This window comes from Arthrobacter pascens (assembly GCF_017052465.1).
Taxonomy (GTDB): domain Bacteria; phylum Actinomycetota; class Actinomycetes; order Actinomycetales; family Micrococcaceae; genus Arthrobacter; species Arthrobacter pascens.
In genome coordinates this window covers 478,324-493,913 of sequence record NZ_JAFHKT010000151.1, presented here as the reverse complement: position 1 = coordinate 493,913, position 15,590 = coordinate 478,324, and the positions used below count along the sequence as shown (strand labels likewise).

Genomic DNA, 15,590 nt, shown 5'->3' with positions numbered 1-15,590 from the left:
ACAACAACTTAGAACGGACAATGATGAATTTACAGACAAAGTACCACCCGGACGACGTCGCCGGCGTTCCCCTTCTTTGGCAGGGTGATGTTGCCGTAATCGGTGGAGGATCAGCAGGATCGACGGCCGCTACAGCGGCCGCACGCTCCGGGGCGTCGACGCTTCTGATCGAATCCGGCGGCTACCTCGGGGGAACCGGGACCCGAGTTCTTGACACCTTCTACGGCTTCTACGCGCCTGGGCCCGCAAATACACGGGTTGTCGGCGGCATCGGGTGGGAGGTCTGTGAACGGCTTGCCGCCATGGGCATGTCATTCGAGCGACCCAATACGTACGGTGCGGGCACTGGTGTCACCTACGAGCCGGAGGCGCTCAAGTTGATATGGGATGACCTGCTCCTGGCATCTGGGGCAAAAACGCTGCTGTATGGCCTGGTCACGGCTGTCATCTCGGAGGACCGCAGAATTGTGGGAGTCATCGTTGAGACCAAACAGGGGCCGCGCCGCGTACTGGCCAAGGTTCTCATCGACTCCAGCGGTGAAGGCGAACTCGCCTGGCGTGCCGGTGCCACGCTCGACAACAGCGAAGGTTTGGATAAGCTGCAGCCCGCAACGGCCACCTTTCGCGTCGGCGGAGTCGCCGACGAGACCGCCTCGACAAAGGAGATCCACTCACTCATCGCTAAGGCGGTGAAGTCCGGAGAATACGCGCTTCCGCGGCTGGAAGGCTCCATCCACGCAACCAACATTCCCGGCGTCAAGCACGCCAACATGACCCGGGTCTCGGGGAAAGACCTTACCGACCCGTGGGACCTGTCATGGGCCGAGCAGGAAGGCCGTCGGCAGAGCTGGGAATACGTCCGGTTCCTCCAGGACAAGGTACCCGGCTACTCGCAGTCCTACCTCCTCCACACGTCCTCCCGGATCGGGGTCCGGGAAACAAGGCGACTGGTGGGTGAATACGTGCTGTCCGGCGAGGATTTCTTTGGCGGCCTGTCCCACTCCGACGACATCGCACGCTGCGGCGCCCCGATCGAAGATCATGGAACCGGTGCAGTGACGCGCTGGGAGTACGTCGGGGGCATCTCCGAACCCGACGACAGCACCTATGGAATCCCCTACGGCACACTCTTGCCTGCTGACACTGATGGTCTCCTCGTCGCGGGCCGTTTTTTCTCGGCCACCCATGAGGCCCACGCCTCCGCACGCTCGATCGCACAGTGCACCGCCATGGGTCAGGCAGCCGGCACAGCAGCAGCGATGGCCGCAGATGCAGGCCTCGAGCCGAGGGACATCGACCGCGCCCTTCTCCGCGCACGACTAAAGGAAGCGCAAGCCATTGTCTAGCTCACAAGTCTTCACAGAAACCCGCACACAGGACGTCACCGACAGCTCCCCGTCTGCCTGGATCCGCACCGTGCTCGGCGACATCGCCGAAGTGCCCAAAGGCGTCGTCTACTCCCATGAACACCTGATCATCGATTCGCCGCTGATCGCAGAACGCTTCCCGCACATCCATCTGGACAGCGTCGACGCAGCAGTCGCAGAAGTTAACGAATCAGTTGCTGCCGGAGCCGCCCTTTTCGTCGACTGCATGCCGTGCTCCGCCGGACGTGACATCACGAGGCTCGCGCAGATTTCCGAACGCACACGAACACCTGTCATCGCAGCAACAGGCCTTCATCACGACCGGTACTACGGTCCACTGCATTGGTCGAACCGCGTCTCGGACGATGAACTTGCGGATCTGTTTGTCGCGGACCTGGAAGAGGGCGTCGACGCCTTCGACTACACCGGGCCCATTGTTCGCAGGACAAAATGGAGGGCAGGCATCGTCAAAGTGGCAACAAGCGGGGAGCGGCTGGACATCCGCGACGAACGCAACCTTCGCGCCGCGGCGCAGGCCAGCCTGCGCACCGGCGCCCCGATTCTCACGCATTGTGAAAATGGCGAGGGCGCCCTCGCGCAGATCGAATCACTCACCAAGGCTGGCGTACCGGCAGGCTCGATCATTCTGAGCCACGTGGACAAACACCGCAACCTCACCTACCTCAAAGATATTGCAGCCACCGGCGCCATCCTGGAGTGCGACCAGACGCTCCGTGAACATGGTAGGGGTCTCGACTCCCCCGGTCTGAAGCTGATCACAGCCCTCGTCGACGCCGGCTACGGTCAACAGATCATCGTAGGGACTGACGGTGCCAGACGATCCTTGTGGCGCTCACTGAACGGAAACCCCGGGCTCAGCTGGCTAGCTTCCACGTTGCCTTCACGACTGCATGCGGCCGGTCTGTCCGCCTCCGAGGCTGGCCGCGTCTTGAGGGACAACGCTGTTCAGGCTTTAACCTGGAGAAACGTCAAAGAGGCAGAGGAAACGACGGACCGAGGCAAGAAATGATTGCACCGACCCACGACGTCCTGCAGCGGATAGCTAGTGCGCAGGCGATCCCTGTGCTGCGTTCGGCGGACCCAGAGACGGCACTGGAAGATGCGCGTATTTTGTCCCAAGGCGGGCTAAGCGTCGTCGAGGTGACTTTTAGCATTCCGGATGTGGAACAGGTGATCAAAGAGCTGTCCAGCTGGCCGGGGCTAACAATCGGCGCTGGAACTGTCCTGCATCCGGCACAGGCCACCGCCGCCCTGGAGGCGGGGGCTGACTTCCTCGTCTCGCCCATCTACGACCGATGGCTCATCAACGAGGGCCGGCGAGGCGGCTTTCTCGCCGTGCCGGGATGTGCGACTCCCACCGAAATCTTCAAAGCCAGGCAGGACGGCGCCGAGTTGATCAAGGTCTTTCCCATTGCGCGGCTGGGAGGTGCCCGGTACATCAAAGATCTTCTTGCCCCCATGCCCGAACTGAGGCTGATGGCGACGGGAGGCGTCAGAGCTTCCGACGTCACCGCCCTCATTTCGGCCGGATGCTCGGCTGTCGGAATTGGATCGATCCTGACCGATGCCGGGCTGGGAAGTGATCCGGTCGCGCGCGTGAAAGCCTTTGTATCTGCGAGGTTGCAGGCGCCCAGTCAATCCTGACTGAGCAGTGCCGAGGCCGTGGCGGCATCCGTGACCAGCGCATTCACGAGGCCGCTGCGCAATCCGGACAATATGGCGTCCTTCTTTTCAATACCCGCAGCGACGGCAACCCTGAGCCTGATCGCGGTAAATTCCTCCACAGTCGGGCCCATCACAGTCGGGCCGCCGGTAATCACCGAACCGTTCGCGTCAGTGAAGTGCATCAGGATGTCCGCGGTGACATCAGCATCCCGCAGCCGCTTCGCGGACGAAGGCGCCAAAGCCGATGCTTGGCGCAAAGATGATGTCCCAGCTTTCCATCCGCCGATGCCCACAACTGCAACATCAATGAGCGCGAACATATGAAACGTACGTCGGAGGAATCCTTCCTCCCGAAGGGCATCCGCGGTCGCCTGGTTTTCAACAAAGGCTGGCGCGTGCAAAGAGTACAGCCGGCCCCGGAAGACTTTGCTGGCTTCCGCGGCCAGCCCTATCGCGTTTAACGGGAGGCTGACGCCGTCAACGCCTCCGGCCAGTTGCACGACGTCGACCGTCGGCAGCCCGCTGCGCGTTTGAAGCGAATTGATGACGTGGAAGACACTTGCCCCCCAGCCGATTCCAAGGAGACTTCCATCCCTGAGCTCATCGAGCAGCAGGTCCGCGGCCGCCACGCCGACGAGGCTTAGGTCAGTCGTCGGCGTCAGTCCCGACACGGCAACGCGCTCGAGCGAGTACTTGTCCCTGAGCCTGTTCTCCAGGTCTCGCACGGAACTTGACGGGTCTGAAATTTCGATGCGGACGACCCCGCGATCGCGGCCGTATCGGATAAGGTCAGCCACCTTGAACCGCGATATGCCCATCCGTTCAGCGATTTCACTCTTGGGCAGTTCCTCAATGAAGTGAAGTCGGCATACGTCGACAATAAGCCGATTCTCGTCGGGACCGTTCTGCTGCGTGCTCGCGCTTGGTTTCATCACTAACGCTCATTTCATTTTGTTCATTCATGCGCTGGCGTGGGACCAAGGCGACAATGAGGTGGGTATGTTTACGACAGTAGGCGGACTACCGTCTGCGCGCAGAAGCAGGATCCGGTGTTACGGCATTCCCCGTGGCGGCGGACTCTATTGCGGCGAAGCACAGTGAGAGCCCGGTGAGGGACGAGGCCGGGGAATTGAAGGGTTCCAGCCCGGACTCAATGGCAATGAGGAGCGGCCGCATGGCTCCGATCATGCCGTGGCCGAACCAGTCATTGCTCACCGAGATGCGGGCTTCGCCGTCGTCCGTGCTTACGACAACGCTGTCGCCGCCAAGACTAAGACCCTCATGGGTGATGACGCCCCTGGTGCCCGATACGCGGAAAGTGCCAGACTCTGCATATCGTTCGGCAGCCCGGAATCCGACCGAAGCGATGAAGTTGTCGGCCGAGATCAGGGCGTGGGCCTGCATTGGCACGGGTACCGATTGTCCTTTTCTGGACGCAGTCACCGCACGTACTTCCAGTGCCCCCTCGGGCACCAGTGTTCCGATGAGGTCAAACCAGTGCGCGCCGAAATCGTAGAGAACGAGGTCTTCCATCGCGGCAAAGGCCGGCTTGTCCTCAACAAACAGGTCGTGAGGCCACGCCACAAAGAAATCGGCGGACACGACGTCGCCGATAAGTCCGGCGCCAATGCACGCAAGGAGCGCACCGAAATGCGGAGTCCAGCGCCCGTTCTGGTTCACCGCCAGGATGACGCCGGCGTCTCTGGCCTCCCGGGCGAGTTGCAGTCCTTCGCTAAGGTCCTCCACGAACGGCTTCTGGCTCAGTACGTGCTTTCCTGCCCTGACCGCTTGGCGCACCAGTTGCGGGCGAACGGCCACGTGGGTCGCTATGTCAACCACCTCAAGGCCGGGATGCGCGAGCATGGCCTGCTCGTCACGGTAGACCACGGCATCGGGATAGAACTCTTCGCGGTACGCCTTCGCGCGTTCTATATCGGAGTCACAAAGCGCTACCACGTTCACGCCCGCCGCGCGGTACGACCGGAGGTGCTGACCGGCGACCCACCCGCATCCCACCAGGCCAACAGGAATGGTTCTGTTGAATTCAGGTATCTCCAGAGCAGCCTCAATTTTGGATTTGAGGACGGGATTATGTGAGTCCACCCGACCGTAAGGGAGACCGACTTCTTTGACACTCTCGTTCATGCTGCTCCTTCATGCAAAATGCGGACTTCCAGCCTCGCGTAGACAGATTTATGGCTCGTGCCGACAATCATGCTGCGCCTTCATCTCATCTGTCGCTTAGCCTATCAAATGTAATCGTATTCTTCTGCGCGGCCTGGGGCCAGCCGCAGTGACCATGCAAAGTTGGCGACGCGGCACCACCCCTGGGGTCCATCTTCAGCTCGCTAGATGACGGGCTAGCAAGGATCGCCACAAAGTTTAGGCGTAAGCGACATGCACCTGCTGGCCGCATCGGATGTCACCACCCCCGAGCAAGCCCTTGCCACATCACACTTGATACCACTAGCATCATCTGTGATGTGGGCAACAGGTAAACCCGCCCACCGCAACTCGCACACCATACGCCTACTGTTCCACGGGCCTCTTGATCGACAAGGAAGTCAGACAGTGACCATTCGTACCCTGACCGCCGCGGCGGCAATCGCCGCTCTGGCGCTAGCAACCGCAGCATGTGGCAGCCCCAGCTCGTCCTCGTCCCAAAATTCGGAGGGCGGCAAGACTTTGACCTACTGGGCCAGCAATACAGGTACCAGCTTGGACCATGACAAGGAGGTTCTTACTCCCCAGCTGAAGAAGTTTGAGGAGAAGACGGGAATCAAGGTTGACCTGGAAGTGATCGGCTGGAACGACCTGCAGACACGCATCCAGACAGCGGTGACGTCGGGCCAGGCTCCCGACGTTGTCAACATCGGAAATACTTGGGCATCTTCGCTGCAGTCCACAGGCGCATTCCTGCCTATGGATGAGGACGCCATGAAGGCTGTAGGAGGATCCGATAAATTCCTGGAGGCAGCGCTCGAGACCGCGGGAGCCCCCGGGCAGGTACCCACCTCCTTGCCGCTGTACGGCATGGTCTACGGCCTCTATTACAACAAGGCCATGTTCGCCGAAGCAGGCCTCCAGCCCCCCAAAACTTATGAAGAAATGGTGAGTGCAGCCAAGAAACTCACGAAGGGCGGACAATTCGGTCTTTCCTTGCGGGCCGGCTCCTACAGCACCAATGCGCACTTCGCCTTCCTGAACTCAGCCCAGAACGGTGCAGAGCTGTTTGATGCCGACGGGAAACCGACATTCGCTTCAGATGGTGTTGTGGCTGGCGTCAAGCGCTACCTGGACCTGATGCAGTCCGAGAAGGTAGTCAAGCCGTCCGACGTGCAGGTCGACAGCGGCCAGGGAGTCCACGAGTTTGCTGCAGGCAAGGTCCCGATGATCCTTGGTGCAACCATTGACAGCGCCATCCTGGCAGACGGCATGAAGGCCGAGGAGTACGGCGTTGTCCCATACCCCGCTCCCGCGGGTGCAAAGGACATTGCCAGCTTCCCGGCCGGCATCAACCTCTCAGTCTTCAAGAACACCAAAAACAAGGATGGTGCCCTGAAGTTCGTTGAATTCATGACCAGCTCTGAGACTCAGACGGCACTCAACGACAAATTCGGTACGTTGCCTGTGCTCAAGGGGGCGAAGCCCACGTTCCTCGCTGATACCGAGAAGGCTAAGGTGCTCCTGGACATCTACGCCACCCAGTCCAAGCCACTGCCGCTCGTCGCAGCTGAAGACCAGTTCGAAAGCACCGTTGGCAAGGCAATGACCCAGCTTTTCTCGAAGGTGGCGTCTGGAAGCACCGTCAACGAAGAGGAAATTCGCGGGGTGCTGGAGACCGCCCAGCAGCAGGTCGCTGCTTCCGCAGGGTAGTTCACGTTCGGGGTCCACCGCAGTCCCTCGCGGTGGACCCCGTCCTGCCGGGACACCACAAAAAAAGGAAATACCTCGAATGTCTGTAACTACTGTTGAGCCACCGGCTCAGAAACCCACAGTCCGCCCCCAGCGCAAAAATCGCCGGCCCAAGTCCTCCGGCTGGTGGATGCCCTACGCACTGCTTGCACCGGCAGTCATGTTTGTGCTCGCCATTCAGGTACTGCCTATGGTCATCGGTATCTGCATGAGCTTCATCAAGCTCACGAAGGCTTTCATCGCAAACTGGGGAAGCGCCCCCGCTGCGGGCCTGGCCAACTACTCGATCACGGTGGACTTCAACAGTGCCGTAGGAAAATCGCTGCTTTCATCCTTTTTCGTTACGTGCGGCTTCACTGTTCTGGTGGTCGGTCTGTCATGGATGCTAGGGATGGCAGCGGCCGTAGTCCTTCAAAAGCAATTCTGGGGCCGGGGTTTCATCCGCACGCTCTTCCTGATTCCATATGCCCTTCCGGTGTATGCCGGGATCATCGCTTGGAAGTTCATGTTCCAAAAGGACACGGGCGCCATCAATCACTTCCTGTTCGATAATCTGCACGTCGGGGGCGAGAAGCCTTTTTGGCTCATTGGGGACAGCAGCTTTGTAGCCATGCTGATCGTCGCAATCTGGCGTCTCTGGCCTTTTGCCTTCCTGATGCTGATGGCAGGACTTCAATCCATTCCGAGCGAGGTCTACGAAGCATCCGCAGTGGATGGTGCGAAGCCGTGGCGTCAATGGCGATCGATAACCCTTCCGATGCTCAAACCGGTGAACGTGGTGCTGATCCTGGTCATGTTCCTGTGGACCTTCAACGACTTCAACACCCCCTACGTTCTCTTCGGAAACTCCCAGCCCCCCGCAGGCGACCTGATCGCATTCCATATCTATAACGCCTCCTTCCTGACATGGAATTTCGGTTTGGGAGCGGCCATGTCGGTGCTACTGCTGCTGTTCCTGCTGCTGGTCACCGGCATCTATCTGATCGTCGTCAACAGGAGGTCCCGCCGTGCATGAAACAACCGGAGTCAAAGTCTTCCGCGTTGCCGTAATAACGGTCCTGGCCATCTTCACCGCGGTCCCCGTCTATGTCATGATCACATCGTCCATGAAGCCGCTCCGGGACGTCCAGGGACCATTTACCTGGTGGCCATCTGAAATCACGCTTGCGCCATTCGTTGATATGTGGACGACCGTCCCTTTGGCCAGCTATTTCATTAACAGCGTGATGGTGGCAAGCGCGGCGACAATATTGAGCCTGATCATTGCTGTCTTCGCTTCCTACGCCATGTCACGATATAAGTTCTTCGGCCGCTCGATCTTTTCGACCACGATCCTGTCGACCCAGATGTTCCCTGGCGTGTTGTTCCTGCTTCCGCTGTTCCTGATATTCGTCAATATCAACGCAGCTACCGGCATTCAGCTGGTGGGAACCATGGGCGGGCTCATCATCACCTACTTGACGTTCTCTCTGCCGTTTTCCATCTGGATGCTTGCAGGCTACTTCGATGGAATCCCGCATGAGCTGGACGAGGCAGCGAAGGTCGATGGATGCGGGCCCGTGGGTGCTCTGGTACGTGTGGTCCTTCCGGCAGCCCGGCCGGGGCTCATCGCCGTGGCCATTTTCAGCTTTATGACCTCCTGGGGTGAGGTCCTGTTTGCATCAGTCATGACCACCGAAGCGAACCGGACCCTGGCCGTCGGCCTTCAGCTCTACTCGACCCAGTCCGATGTCTATTGGAACCAGATCATGGCAGCATCGCTGGTCGTTAGCATCCCCATCGTGGTGGCGTTCCTTTTGCTCCAGCGCAACTTTGTCGCCGGCCTTACCGCCGGCGGCGTGAAATGACGCTCATCCCGGCATGCACCGCTTGATTCCCAGATACCCGAGGTGTGCAGCACGGCCCGTCCAAGAATTCTGCTTCCCACCGCTATACAGGCTGACTGAACAAAGCCCGGGTTCATCCAAAAAGAAAGGCTTTCTACCAAATGACTATCCCCTCGCCGTCCCGAATTGCATTCATCGGATGCGGAAACATAGCGGGTCCGTATGCCGAGAGTTTATCCCGGCACCAAGAACTGACTCTGGTGGGTGTCTTCGATCTTGACGAGTCCAAACGCCTCGAGTTTGCTGCAGACCACGACTGTGCTCCATATTCCAGCCTGGATGAGCTGTGCGCTGATTCGCCCGACATCGTCGTGAACCTGACCAGCGCGCCGTACCACTACGCCACAACCTTGGAACTCATTGACCGCGGTCAGACGGTGTTCAGTGAGAAGCCCCTGGCTATGAACCACAACGACTCCAGAGAGCTGGTCAAGCGCGCGGAAGAAAAAAACGTCCGCCTGGCGTGTGCACCGTCGCTGTGGCTCGGTGCGGCGTCGCTGTCCGCAGCTGATGCCCTTCAAAACGGGACCATCGGAACCGTCCGGTTGATCAACGCCGAAGTGAACCAGGGACGTATCGAAACCTGGCACCCGGCACCCCACTCCTTTTACCAGGTCGGTCCGGTTGTCGACGCCGGCGTTTACCCCCTGACCTACCTCACGGCCATTTTCGGCCCCATCCGGGGTGTCACGGCTGTTGGGCGCAGGCTGTTGGAAGAACGGTCCACGATCGACGGTGGAACGTTCAATCCTTCGACGGCCGACGCATGGATTGTTATAGCCGAATTTGAATCCGGCCCCATGTTGCGTCTGAGCTGTAATTTCTACGTTCATGCCGACACCAGCCCGCGTGCCATCGAGTTTCATGGAGATAACGGCAGCCTCCGGCTCGATGACTGGCTGTTGCCGGGTTCTTCGACCCATCAGGCAGAGTTCGGCAACCAGTACCAGGCGCAGGCAGCCGGTGAGGACGTCCCTTTGGACTGGTGCCTCGGTTTGGCTGACCTCGCGGCGGCCATCCGCGAAAACCGCCCGCACCGGACCAGCGGCGAACACGCAGCTCACGTGGTCGAGGTGCTTGAAGCGATTGCTCAGTCAGCTGATAAGGGTATTCGGGTTGAAGTTATGTCCAGCTTTCCCTCCCCGCTACAGGCTCGACCCTCTAAACCGAACACAAAGGAAGACGACATGGCGAATATCTCCTTCATGGGAGCAAACCTGGTTGCACAGCAGCTTGACTGGTCAATGACGGAAGGCTGGATGCAGGGCGACAATGCCGCAAACGCTTACTACGAGCCGATCGCGACGTTTGAGGAAAGGTTTCAGGCATTCGTCGACCTGGTTGCCGATGCAGGATTCGACGCGCTGGATGTCTGGACCGCGCAGTTGAACTGGACTTGGGCCACCCCGGCGCACCTTGAAGCTGCACGGAGGGTGCTTTCGAACTCAGGGCTGACGGTCAACAGCTATGCGGGAAGATTCGGCGACACACCCGCCGAGTTTGAGGCCGCCTGCAACGTAGCGGCAGCAATCGGAGCGCCGATCCTGGGTGGAGGAACTTCGTTGCTGACCACGAACAGGGGTGGACTCATTGACATCCTCAAGTCCTCCGGGCGGCTTTTGGCCATTGAGAACCATCCGGAAGACATGTCAGCGCAGGACATCGTCAAGAAGATCGGTACTGACGGACAGGGACTCATCGGCACCGCCGTCGATACTGGGTGGTGGGGCACAAACGGCGTGGACGCCGCCCAAGCAATCAGAGAACTGGGCCAGCACGTAATGTACATCCACATGAAAGACGTCCGCGCTCAGGGCGCACACGACACCTGCGTCCTGGGTGAAGGCATCGTACCGATCGTTGACTGCCTGTCGGCTCTTTCAGAGATTGGATACACCGGTCCGATGAGCATCGAACACGAGCCTGAACATTCCGACCCCGTGCAAGATGTCATCCTCAGCAAGAAGCTGCTCCAAGGATGGCTGGGTGAACTCCGCGGGGGCACCCCGTTCACGAACTCGCCTGGGACCCGGTAAACGGCTGAATGTAGGGGCTTCGGGCAGGCAACTCTAAAGTTCCATCCCGGCACCGTGAAGGCTCACGCAGGCCAGGCCGATGTGTCGATACCGGGGGGGAACCCGCCCATAGGGCGGCACTCGGGCGCGGTTAGTGGAAGACGTTTTAACGTCCGCCGCTAACCGCGCCTTTCGTTACGGCGGCCTGCTGCAATGCCAATCCACGCCAAGAAGGAGCGGAAGTTGCCGACCCCACTGTTGCTCTCTGTTGACAAGGCGTCTCCCGTGTCGCTTTACAAGCAAGTGGCCTCCGGAATCGAAGCCGCGATATCCAGCGGGGCGCTGAGTTCCGGAGATCTTTTGCAAAGTGAATCAGCTCTGAGCTCGCGGCTGCGGCTCTCGCTCCCCACGATCCGTCAGGCCCTGGACGAACTCGTCCGGTCTGGAGTGCTCGTCCGACAACGCGGAATCGGAACGCGAGTCGTTGCGAACTCCGTTAGCCGCCGCCGGGAGCTGTCCGGCCTCATAGAGGACTCAGAGCAAAGCGCACATCCATCGACAACAGAAGTCCTGTCGTACTGCCGGACGTTACCGGATGAGAGGGTCCGGCAGGCCCTCGGGCTCCGACCCGATGACACGGTTCACCACTTCACACGCCTACGCAGAACCGGTGGCGAAACCTTGGCTATCTTGGAAGATTGGGTAAGAGACGGGGTCAAGGATCTTGACGAAGTGACGTTGCGAACGAATGAACTTGGAGAAATTCTCCGGGACGCTGGCGTAACGCCGAAGGTTGTTCTTCAACGCATTGGGGCCAGTACCGCTGATGCCAACCGGGCGTCACTTCTGCAGCTGAATCCGGGCATGGCTTTGGTGAGCATCGAACGCGTGGCCTCCGATGCCACCGGACGCCCAATAACATATGGCAAACACTCCTACCGCGCGGACCGTTTCGGATATGAAACCTCCCTTGTTCAACGCTGATGCGCCCGGAAAAGGCGCCAGCATCTGCAATGTCCATCCCGGTGCCGCTTTGCCCGGGCACGGAAAGCCCTTCAACTTCCTTGCCTTGAGGCGGTCGCGAAGGCCAAATCCTGTGAGCAGGGGTGGACCCGAGTAAATCGATCCGGTACGTTGCATCGCGTCCGGTGCGTTTAGTGATCCTGGGGAGACGGCCAGTCATCGAGGGCAGTCTCAGTGTGCCATTTCAGCCATACTTCTGGGTTGTCTGACGGTTTTCCCAGTGAAGCCGAGGGTCAAGGCCTCGGCGCCGATAACAGTTCCCGTGTTCAGGCAGCGGATCGGCTGGAACCAAGGCTGCAGGGTCTTCTGGGAGAGCACACGGTTGATGCGGGTCCTGACCGTTTTGGCCGCATCCGCATTGGCTCTTCGCGGATCCAAGGGCCTTGTTATGCCCTCGTATCCCGCAGGCATTCCAGCCCTTGTCCTGGCCTGCTGGCGATTTCGACCGGGCCTCGGGTCCCGTCGCGATGGCAGCAGACCGTAAGAAGCGCTGACCAAGTTCCTGCATCGTGTTCCAGCGCCGACGTCGCCTTCCTTGCGGCCGCAAGTTCATCGAAGTCGATAACGTCACTGCAGTGCTGTCCCAGCAGTTCGGAAGGTTCATAACCGAGAAGATCGCGGCTGGGCGGGCTGGAGGACGTGAACCCGCCGTCACAGCCAACGGCCCACAGCCATTCACGGCTGGCGCGCTTCGAGGCTGACCCACGGTTCCTGTCCGAACACACGTGGGAGTCGAATGGACAATGCGAGCACGGCTTCGATGCCAGCATGGCCAACATCCACCATCCACCATCCACCATCCAACGGCAGGTGACCGCCCGGCGGGGGTGGACCAGATTCTGCCCCGCCGGGCCGGCGCAGAATCCCGCCGTCTTTCAGGAGGGCCCGGCCTGTCCACCTCAGCCGTCTAGCCGTGCAGGCCCAGGCTGCCGGCAGGCTGCTCCGCCTCCCGCAGCGGAGCAGCCACGGTCATCGGCGGTGTGGCCATATTGAAGAGCAACGAGGTCAGCGTGCCGTGGCCCGTTTTGACACGTACAGCTCGGGTCGGGCAAGCCGAAGTGATTGCTCCTGCTGTCGCTCCAGCCCGGTAAGGCTCAGGTCGAGGTCGGCCCGGAGGATGGCGTCTTCGTGTGATGCGGACGCCAACACGTTTCCGCGTGGCCCTGCGATGAGGGAATGTCCGCAGAAGCCGTTCCCGTTCAGGTTGGCGGCGACGACGAAGATCTGGTTGTCCTGTGCTCGGGCGCGTGAGCGCAAGGTCAGCAGGTGGTCGTATCCGTCCCCGACCGCTGACGGGATGACAATGATTTGGGCTCCTTCCATGGCCAGGGTGGTGGCAATTGCCGGGAACGCGTGTTCAAAGCAGATCTGCGGGCCCAGGACCCCAACTGGAGTAGGCACGACGAAAAGTTCGTCGCCGGGAGTGAACCGCTCGAATTCGGTCGGGAAGAGGTGGCTCTTACGGTAGGGCCAGGCCTCACCTGACGGGGTGACGGTGACCGCGGTGTCATAGAGTTTGCCGTCGTCACCTTTCTCAAGGAGCCCGACCACGACGGTGAAATTCTTCTCGGCGGCGATCTCCCGTGTAATTTCCACGGTTGGACCGTTTAGGGACTCGCTGAGGTCATCGCCTCGATCGTCGATCATCTTCAGGTCGTAGCCGGAGATAAACAGTTCAGGGGTGACGACCAGGTCGGCGTCACCAAGGGACAGGAGGGCGTCTCGGTACGCTGCGCGGTTGCCGTCCAGGTCACCGTTGGGGAGTTCCAACTGGATGATGGCGGCCCTGACTGTCTCATCAGATTTGGGGGTCATTGGTTAGCCTTTCACGGCGCCGGCGTAGAGCCCGCGGACGTAGTAGCGGTTCAGGAGTGCGAACAGAAGCAATGGGGGGATGATGGCAAGGATGGACCCTGAGGAGATCAGGTCGTCCTGGTTAAGTTGGGGAGCCTGTAGGTTCGCCAAACCCACGGTCAGCGGCCGGTGGTTGCTGTCGAGCAGGGTCAGCCCCATGAGGAGGTCGTTCCACACGAAGACGAAGTCGATGATGATAAACGACACGATTCCGGGAACTGCCAAGGGAAGTGCGATACGTCGAAAAGCCTGAAATTCGCTTGCCCCGTCCAGCCGGGCCGACTCAAGGACCTCCTCCGGTATCTGCGAGAAGAAGCCTATGAGCATGAACAGGGCCCAGCCTGCACCAAAGGCGGTGTGCACGAGAGCGATTCCGAGGAACTGTGCGGGCCCTTCATTCAGGTTCAGGGTCCGGAACCAGGGAACGAGCGGGATGAGGATGATCTGTACGGGAACGATCATGGTGGTGATCAGAAGAAAATACAGCAGCCCTTTGAGCCGGAATTTCATCCGTGCGAACGCATACGCCGCGGACGTTCCCAGTACTACGGTGAGTGCGACGGAGCTGATGGAGATGATGAAGCTGTTGAGCGTGTATGTCGACAGCCCCTGCTGCCAGGCGCGGCCGTAGTTTTCCAGAGTGGCAGTGGAAAGATCGGCGCGCCACCATCCTGTGCCGCTCTGGTCCAGCGGGAGTATCGAGATCATGGCTGCGGTCACGACAGGCACCAACCAAATAATGCTGGCCAGCGTCAAGATGCCGTACAGGGCGAATACTGTCCACCGACGTTGCCTCATTGCTGTTCCTTCAGTGTCGCGCGGATATAGGGAAGGGAAATGATGATCATGAACACCGACATGAGGACCGCTATGGCGGCAGCGAGCCCGCCCTGAGGTGTGTCCAAATACTGGAACACCTGCCTCCACAGGAGCATGGCGAGTACCTCGGTGTCCTTGGCCGGACCCCCCGCGGTTGTGACGAGGACGATGTCGAAGGTGCGCAGGGCGAAGATCACGCTGACGACCGCAACCACCACTATGGAGGGCCTGAGACTGGGAATGACGACGTGCCGAACCAGCTGGGACTGCTTTGCCCCGTCGACTCGAGCCGCATCCAGCAGTTCGCTGGGCACCGATGTCAGCCCGGCGGTGAAGGTTATGACACCAAAGCCTGCAAAAGCCCACACGGCCGGGATAATCACGAACAGGTTGGCAAAACGAACGTCGGCCATGCCCAGATGCAAAATGCCAGGGTTGGACAGCCACTGTCCGGCGTGGACTTCAAGGGGCCCAAACGTAAACGAGGCATCTTCGAGGCCCACCACCCGCAAGAGTGCGTTCAACACGCCCTTGTTCGGATCGGGGTTGTAGATAAATGACCAGATGATGCCAGCGGCTGACAGCGAGATCGTCATGGGCAGGATAAAGATACTGCGGAAGATGCCAGAACCACGCCGCGCGTTCCACACCAACAGTGCCAACGGAAAGGACACGGCCAGCACGAGGACCGGAAAGACGATGAGCCAGATGGCGCTGTTCAGTGCCGCGTTCCAAAAATCTGCACTCGATAGTGTCGAAGAGTAATTGGAAAGGCCGACATAGTCCCACTCCGAGGGTGCACCAAGCTCCCACGGGTTGAGCATCCCCCACGTGAACAAACTCGAGGCGATAGTGCTGAGCGCGGGCCACAGGTAAAAGCCAGCGAATACAAGGAGAATGGGTCCGACGAACAAGTAGGGCGTGATCTTTGCGCGGCCCTGCCTTCGGCGGGTTCCAGGAGTGCGGGCTGCTTTTAGGGTGGGCGCCGCCACCTTTTCCGTGGTCGTCATGCTTTCCTTCTTCGT

The 15,590-nt window shown here is 59.9% G+C and carries 14 protein-coding genes; 8 read left to right on the top strand and 6 right to left on the bottom strand.

Annotated elements, in window-relative coordinates; all coding sequences use genetic code 11:
- The first annotated feature begins 23 nt into the window (after positions 1 to 23).
- Genes JYA52_RS20450 through JYA52_RS20440 form a run of 3 tightly spaced genes read left to right on the top strand, consistent with a single transcriptional unit; the run spans position 24 to position 3,032 of the window.
- Entirely contained in the window at positions 24 to 1,346 is a 1,323-nt protein-coding gene (locus JYA52_RS20450; RefSeq protein WP_205655192.1) for an FAD-dependent oxidoreductase, read from the top strand.
- Entirely contained in the window at positions 1,339 to 2,397 is a 1,059-nt protein-coding gene (locus JYA52_RS20445; protein ID WP_205655191.1) for a phosphotriesterase family protein, read from the top strand. Before JYA52_RS20450 ends, JYA52_RS20445 begins: the two co-directional genes overlap by 8 nt.
- Positions 2,394 to 3,032, top strand: coding sequence for a bifunctional 4-hydroxy-2-oxoglutarate aldolase/2-dehydro-3-deoxy-phosphogluconate aldolase (locus tag JYA52_RS20440; protein ID WP_205655190.1), 639 nt, complete (start codon positions 2,394 to 2,396; stop codon positions 3,030 to 3,032). The genes JYA52_RS20445 and JYA52_RS20440 overlap by 4 nt, the downstream gene beginning before the upstream one ends.
- Here the strand turns inward: JYA52_RS20440 and JYA52_RS20435 are convergent.
- Both JYA52_RS20435 and JYA52_RS20430 read right to left on the bottom strand, forming a co-directional pair.
- On the bottom strand, positions 3,023 to 3,985 hold the full coding sequence (locus JYA52_RS20435; protein ID WP_240460637.1) for a sugar-binding transcriptional regulator: 963 nt from the start codon (positions 3,983 to 3,985) through the stop codon (positions 3,023 to 3,025). The two genes, JYA52_RS20440 and JYA52_RS20435, sit on opposite strands and share 10 nt — an antisense overlap.
- 88 nt (positions 3,986 to 4,073) lie before the next feature.
- Positions 4,074 to 5,198, bottom strand: a complete 1,125-nt coding sequence (locus JYA52_RS20430) for a Gfo/Idh/MocA family protein (RefSeq protein WP_205655188.1) — start codon at positions 5,196 to 5,198, stop codon at positions 4,074 to 4,076.
- 252 nt (positions 5,199 to 5,450) lie between these two features.
- Between JYA52_RS20430 and JYA52_RS20425 the strand changes: the two genes are divergently transcribed.
- The 5 genes from JYA52_RS20425 (at position 5,451) to JYA52_RS20405 (ending at position 11,853) form a co-directional block, all read left to right on the top strand.
- The gene (locus tag JYA52_RS20425; protein WP_240460565.1) at positions 5,451 to 6,929 is read left to right on the top strand and encodes an ABC transporter substrate-binding protein; all 1,479 of its coding nucleotides are present in this window, start codon (positions 5,451 to 5,453) and stop codon (positions 6,927 to 6,929) included.
- 79 nt (positions 6,930 to 7,008) lie between these two features.
- Positions 7,009 to 7,983 (top strand): carbohydrate ABC transporter permease, encoded by a 975-nt coding sequence (locus tag JYA52_RS20420; RefSeq protein WP_205655187.1) that lies wholly within the window; start codon positions 7,009 to 7,011, stop codon positions 7,981 to 7,983.
- Complete coding sequence (locus tag JYA52_RS20415) at positions 7,976 to 8,815, top strand: carbohydrate ABC transporter permease (RefSeq protein ID WP_205655186.1); 840 nt, start codon at positions 7,976 to 7,978, stop codon at positions 8,813 to 8,815. Before JYA52_RS20420 ends, JYA52_RS20415 begins: the two co-directional genes overlap by 8 nt.
- Positions 8,816 to 8,955: 140 nt before the next feature.
- Complete coding sequence (locus JYA52_RS20410; protein ID WP_205655185.1) at positions 8,956 to 10,890, top strand: Gfo/Idh/MocA family oxidoreductase; 1,935 nt, start codon at positions 8,956 to 8,958, stop codon at positions 10,888 to 10,890.
- A gap of 264 nt (positions 10,891 to 11,154) precedes the next feature.
- Positions 11,155 to 11,853, top strand: a complete 699-nt coding sequence (locus JYA52_RS20405; RefSeq protein ID WP_307869475.1) for a GntR family transcriptional regulator — start codon at positions 11,155 to 11,157, stop codon at positions 11,851 to 11,853.
- A gap of 425 nt (positions 11,854 to 12,278) precedes the next feature.
- Here JYA52_RS20405 and JYA52_RS23130 read toward each other — a convergent pair whose 3' ends face one another.
- From JYA52_RS23130 to JYA52_RS20385, 4 genes are all read right to left on the bottom strand, one after another.
- Complete coding sequence (locus JYA52_RS23130) at positions 12,279 to 12,662, bottom strand: PAS domain S-box protein (protein ID WP_372433960.1); 384 nt, start codon at positions 12,660 to 12,662, stop codon at positions 12,279 to 12,281.
- Between the two features lie 235 nt (positions 12,663 to 12,897).
- Entirely contained in the window at positions 12,898 to 13,707 is an 810-nt protein-coding gene (locus tag JYA52_RS20395) for a carbon-nitrogen hydrolase family protein (protein WP_205655183.1), read from the bottom strand.
- A gap of 3 nt (positions 13,708 to 13,710) precedes the next feature.
- Entirely contained in the window at positions 13,711 to 14,544 is an 834-nt protein-coding gene (locus JYA52_RS20390; protein ID WP_205655182.1) for a carbohydrate ABC transporter permease, read from the bottom strand.
- The gene (locus tag JYA52_RS20385) at positions 14,541 to 15,575 is read right to left on the bottom strand and encodes a carbohydrate ABC transporter permease (protein ID WP_205655181.1); all 1,035 of its coding nucleotides are present in this window, start codon (positions 15,573 to 15,575) and stop codon (positions 14,541 to 14,543) included. Before JYA52_RS20385 ends, JYA52_RS20390 begins: the two co-directional genes overlap by 4 nt.
- Positions 15,576 to 15,590: the final 15 nt, after the last annotated feature.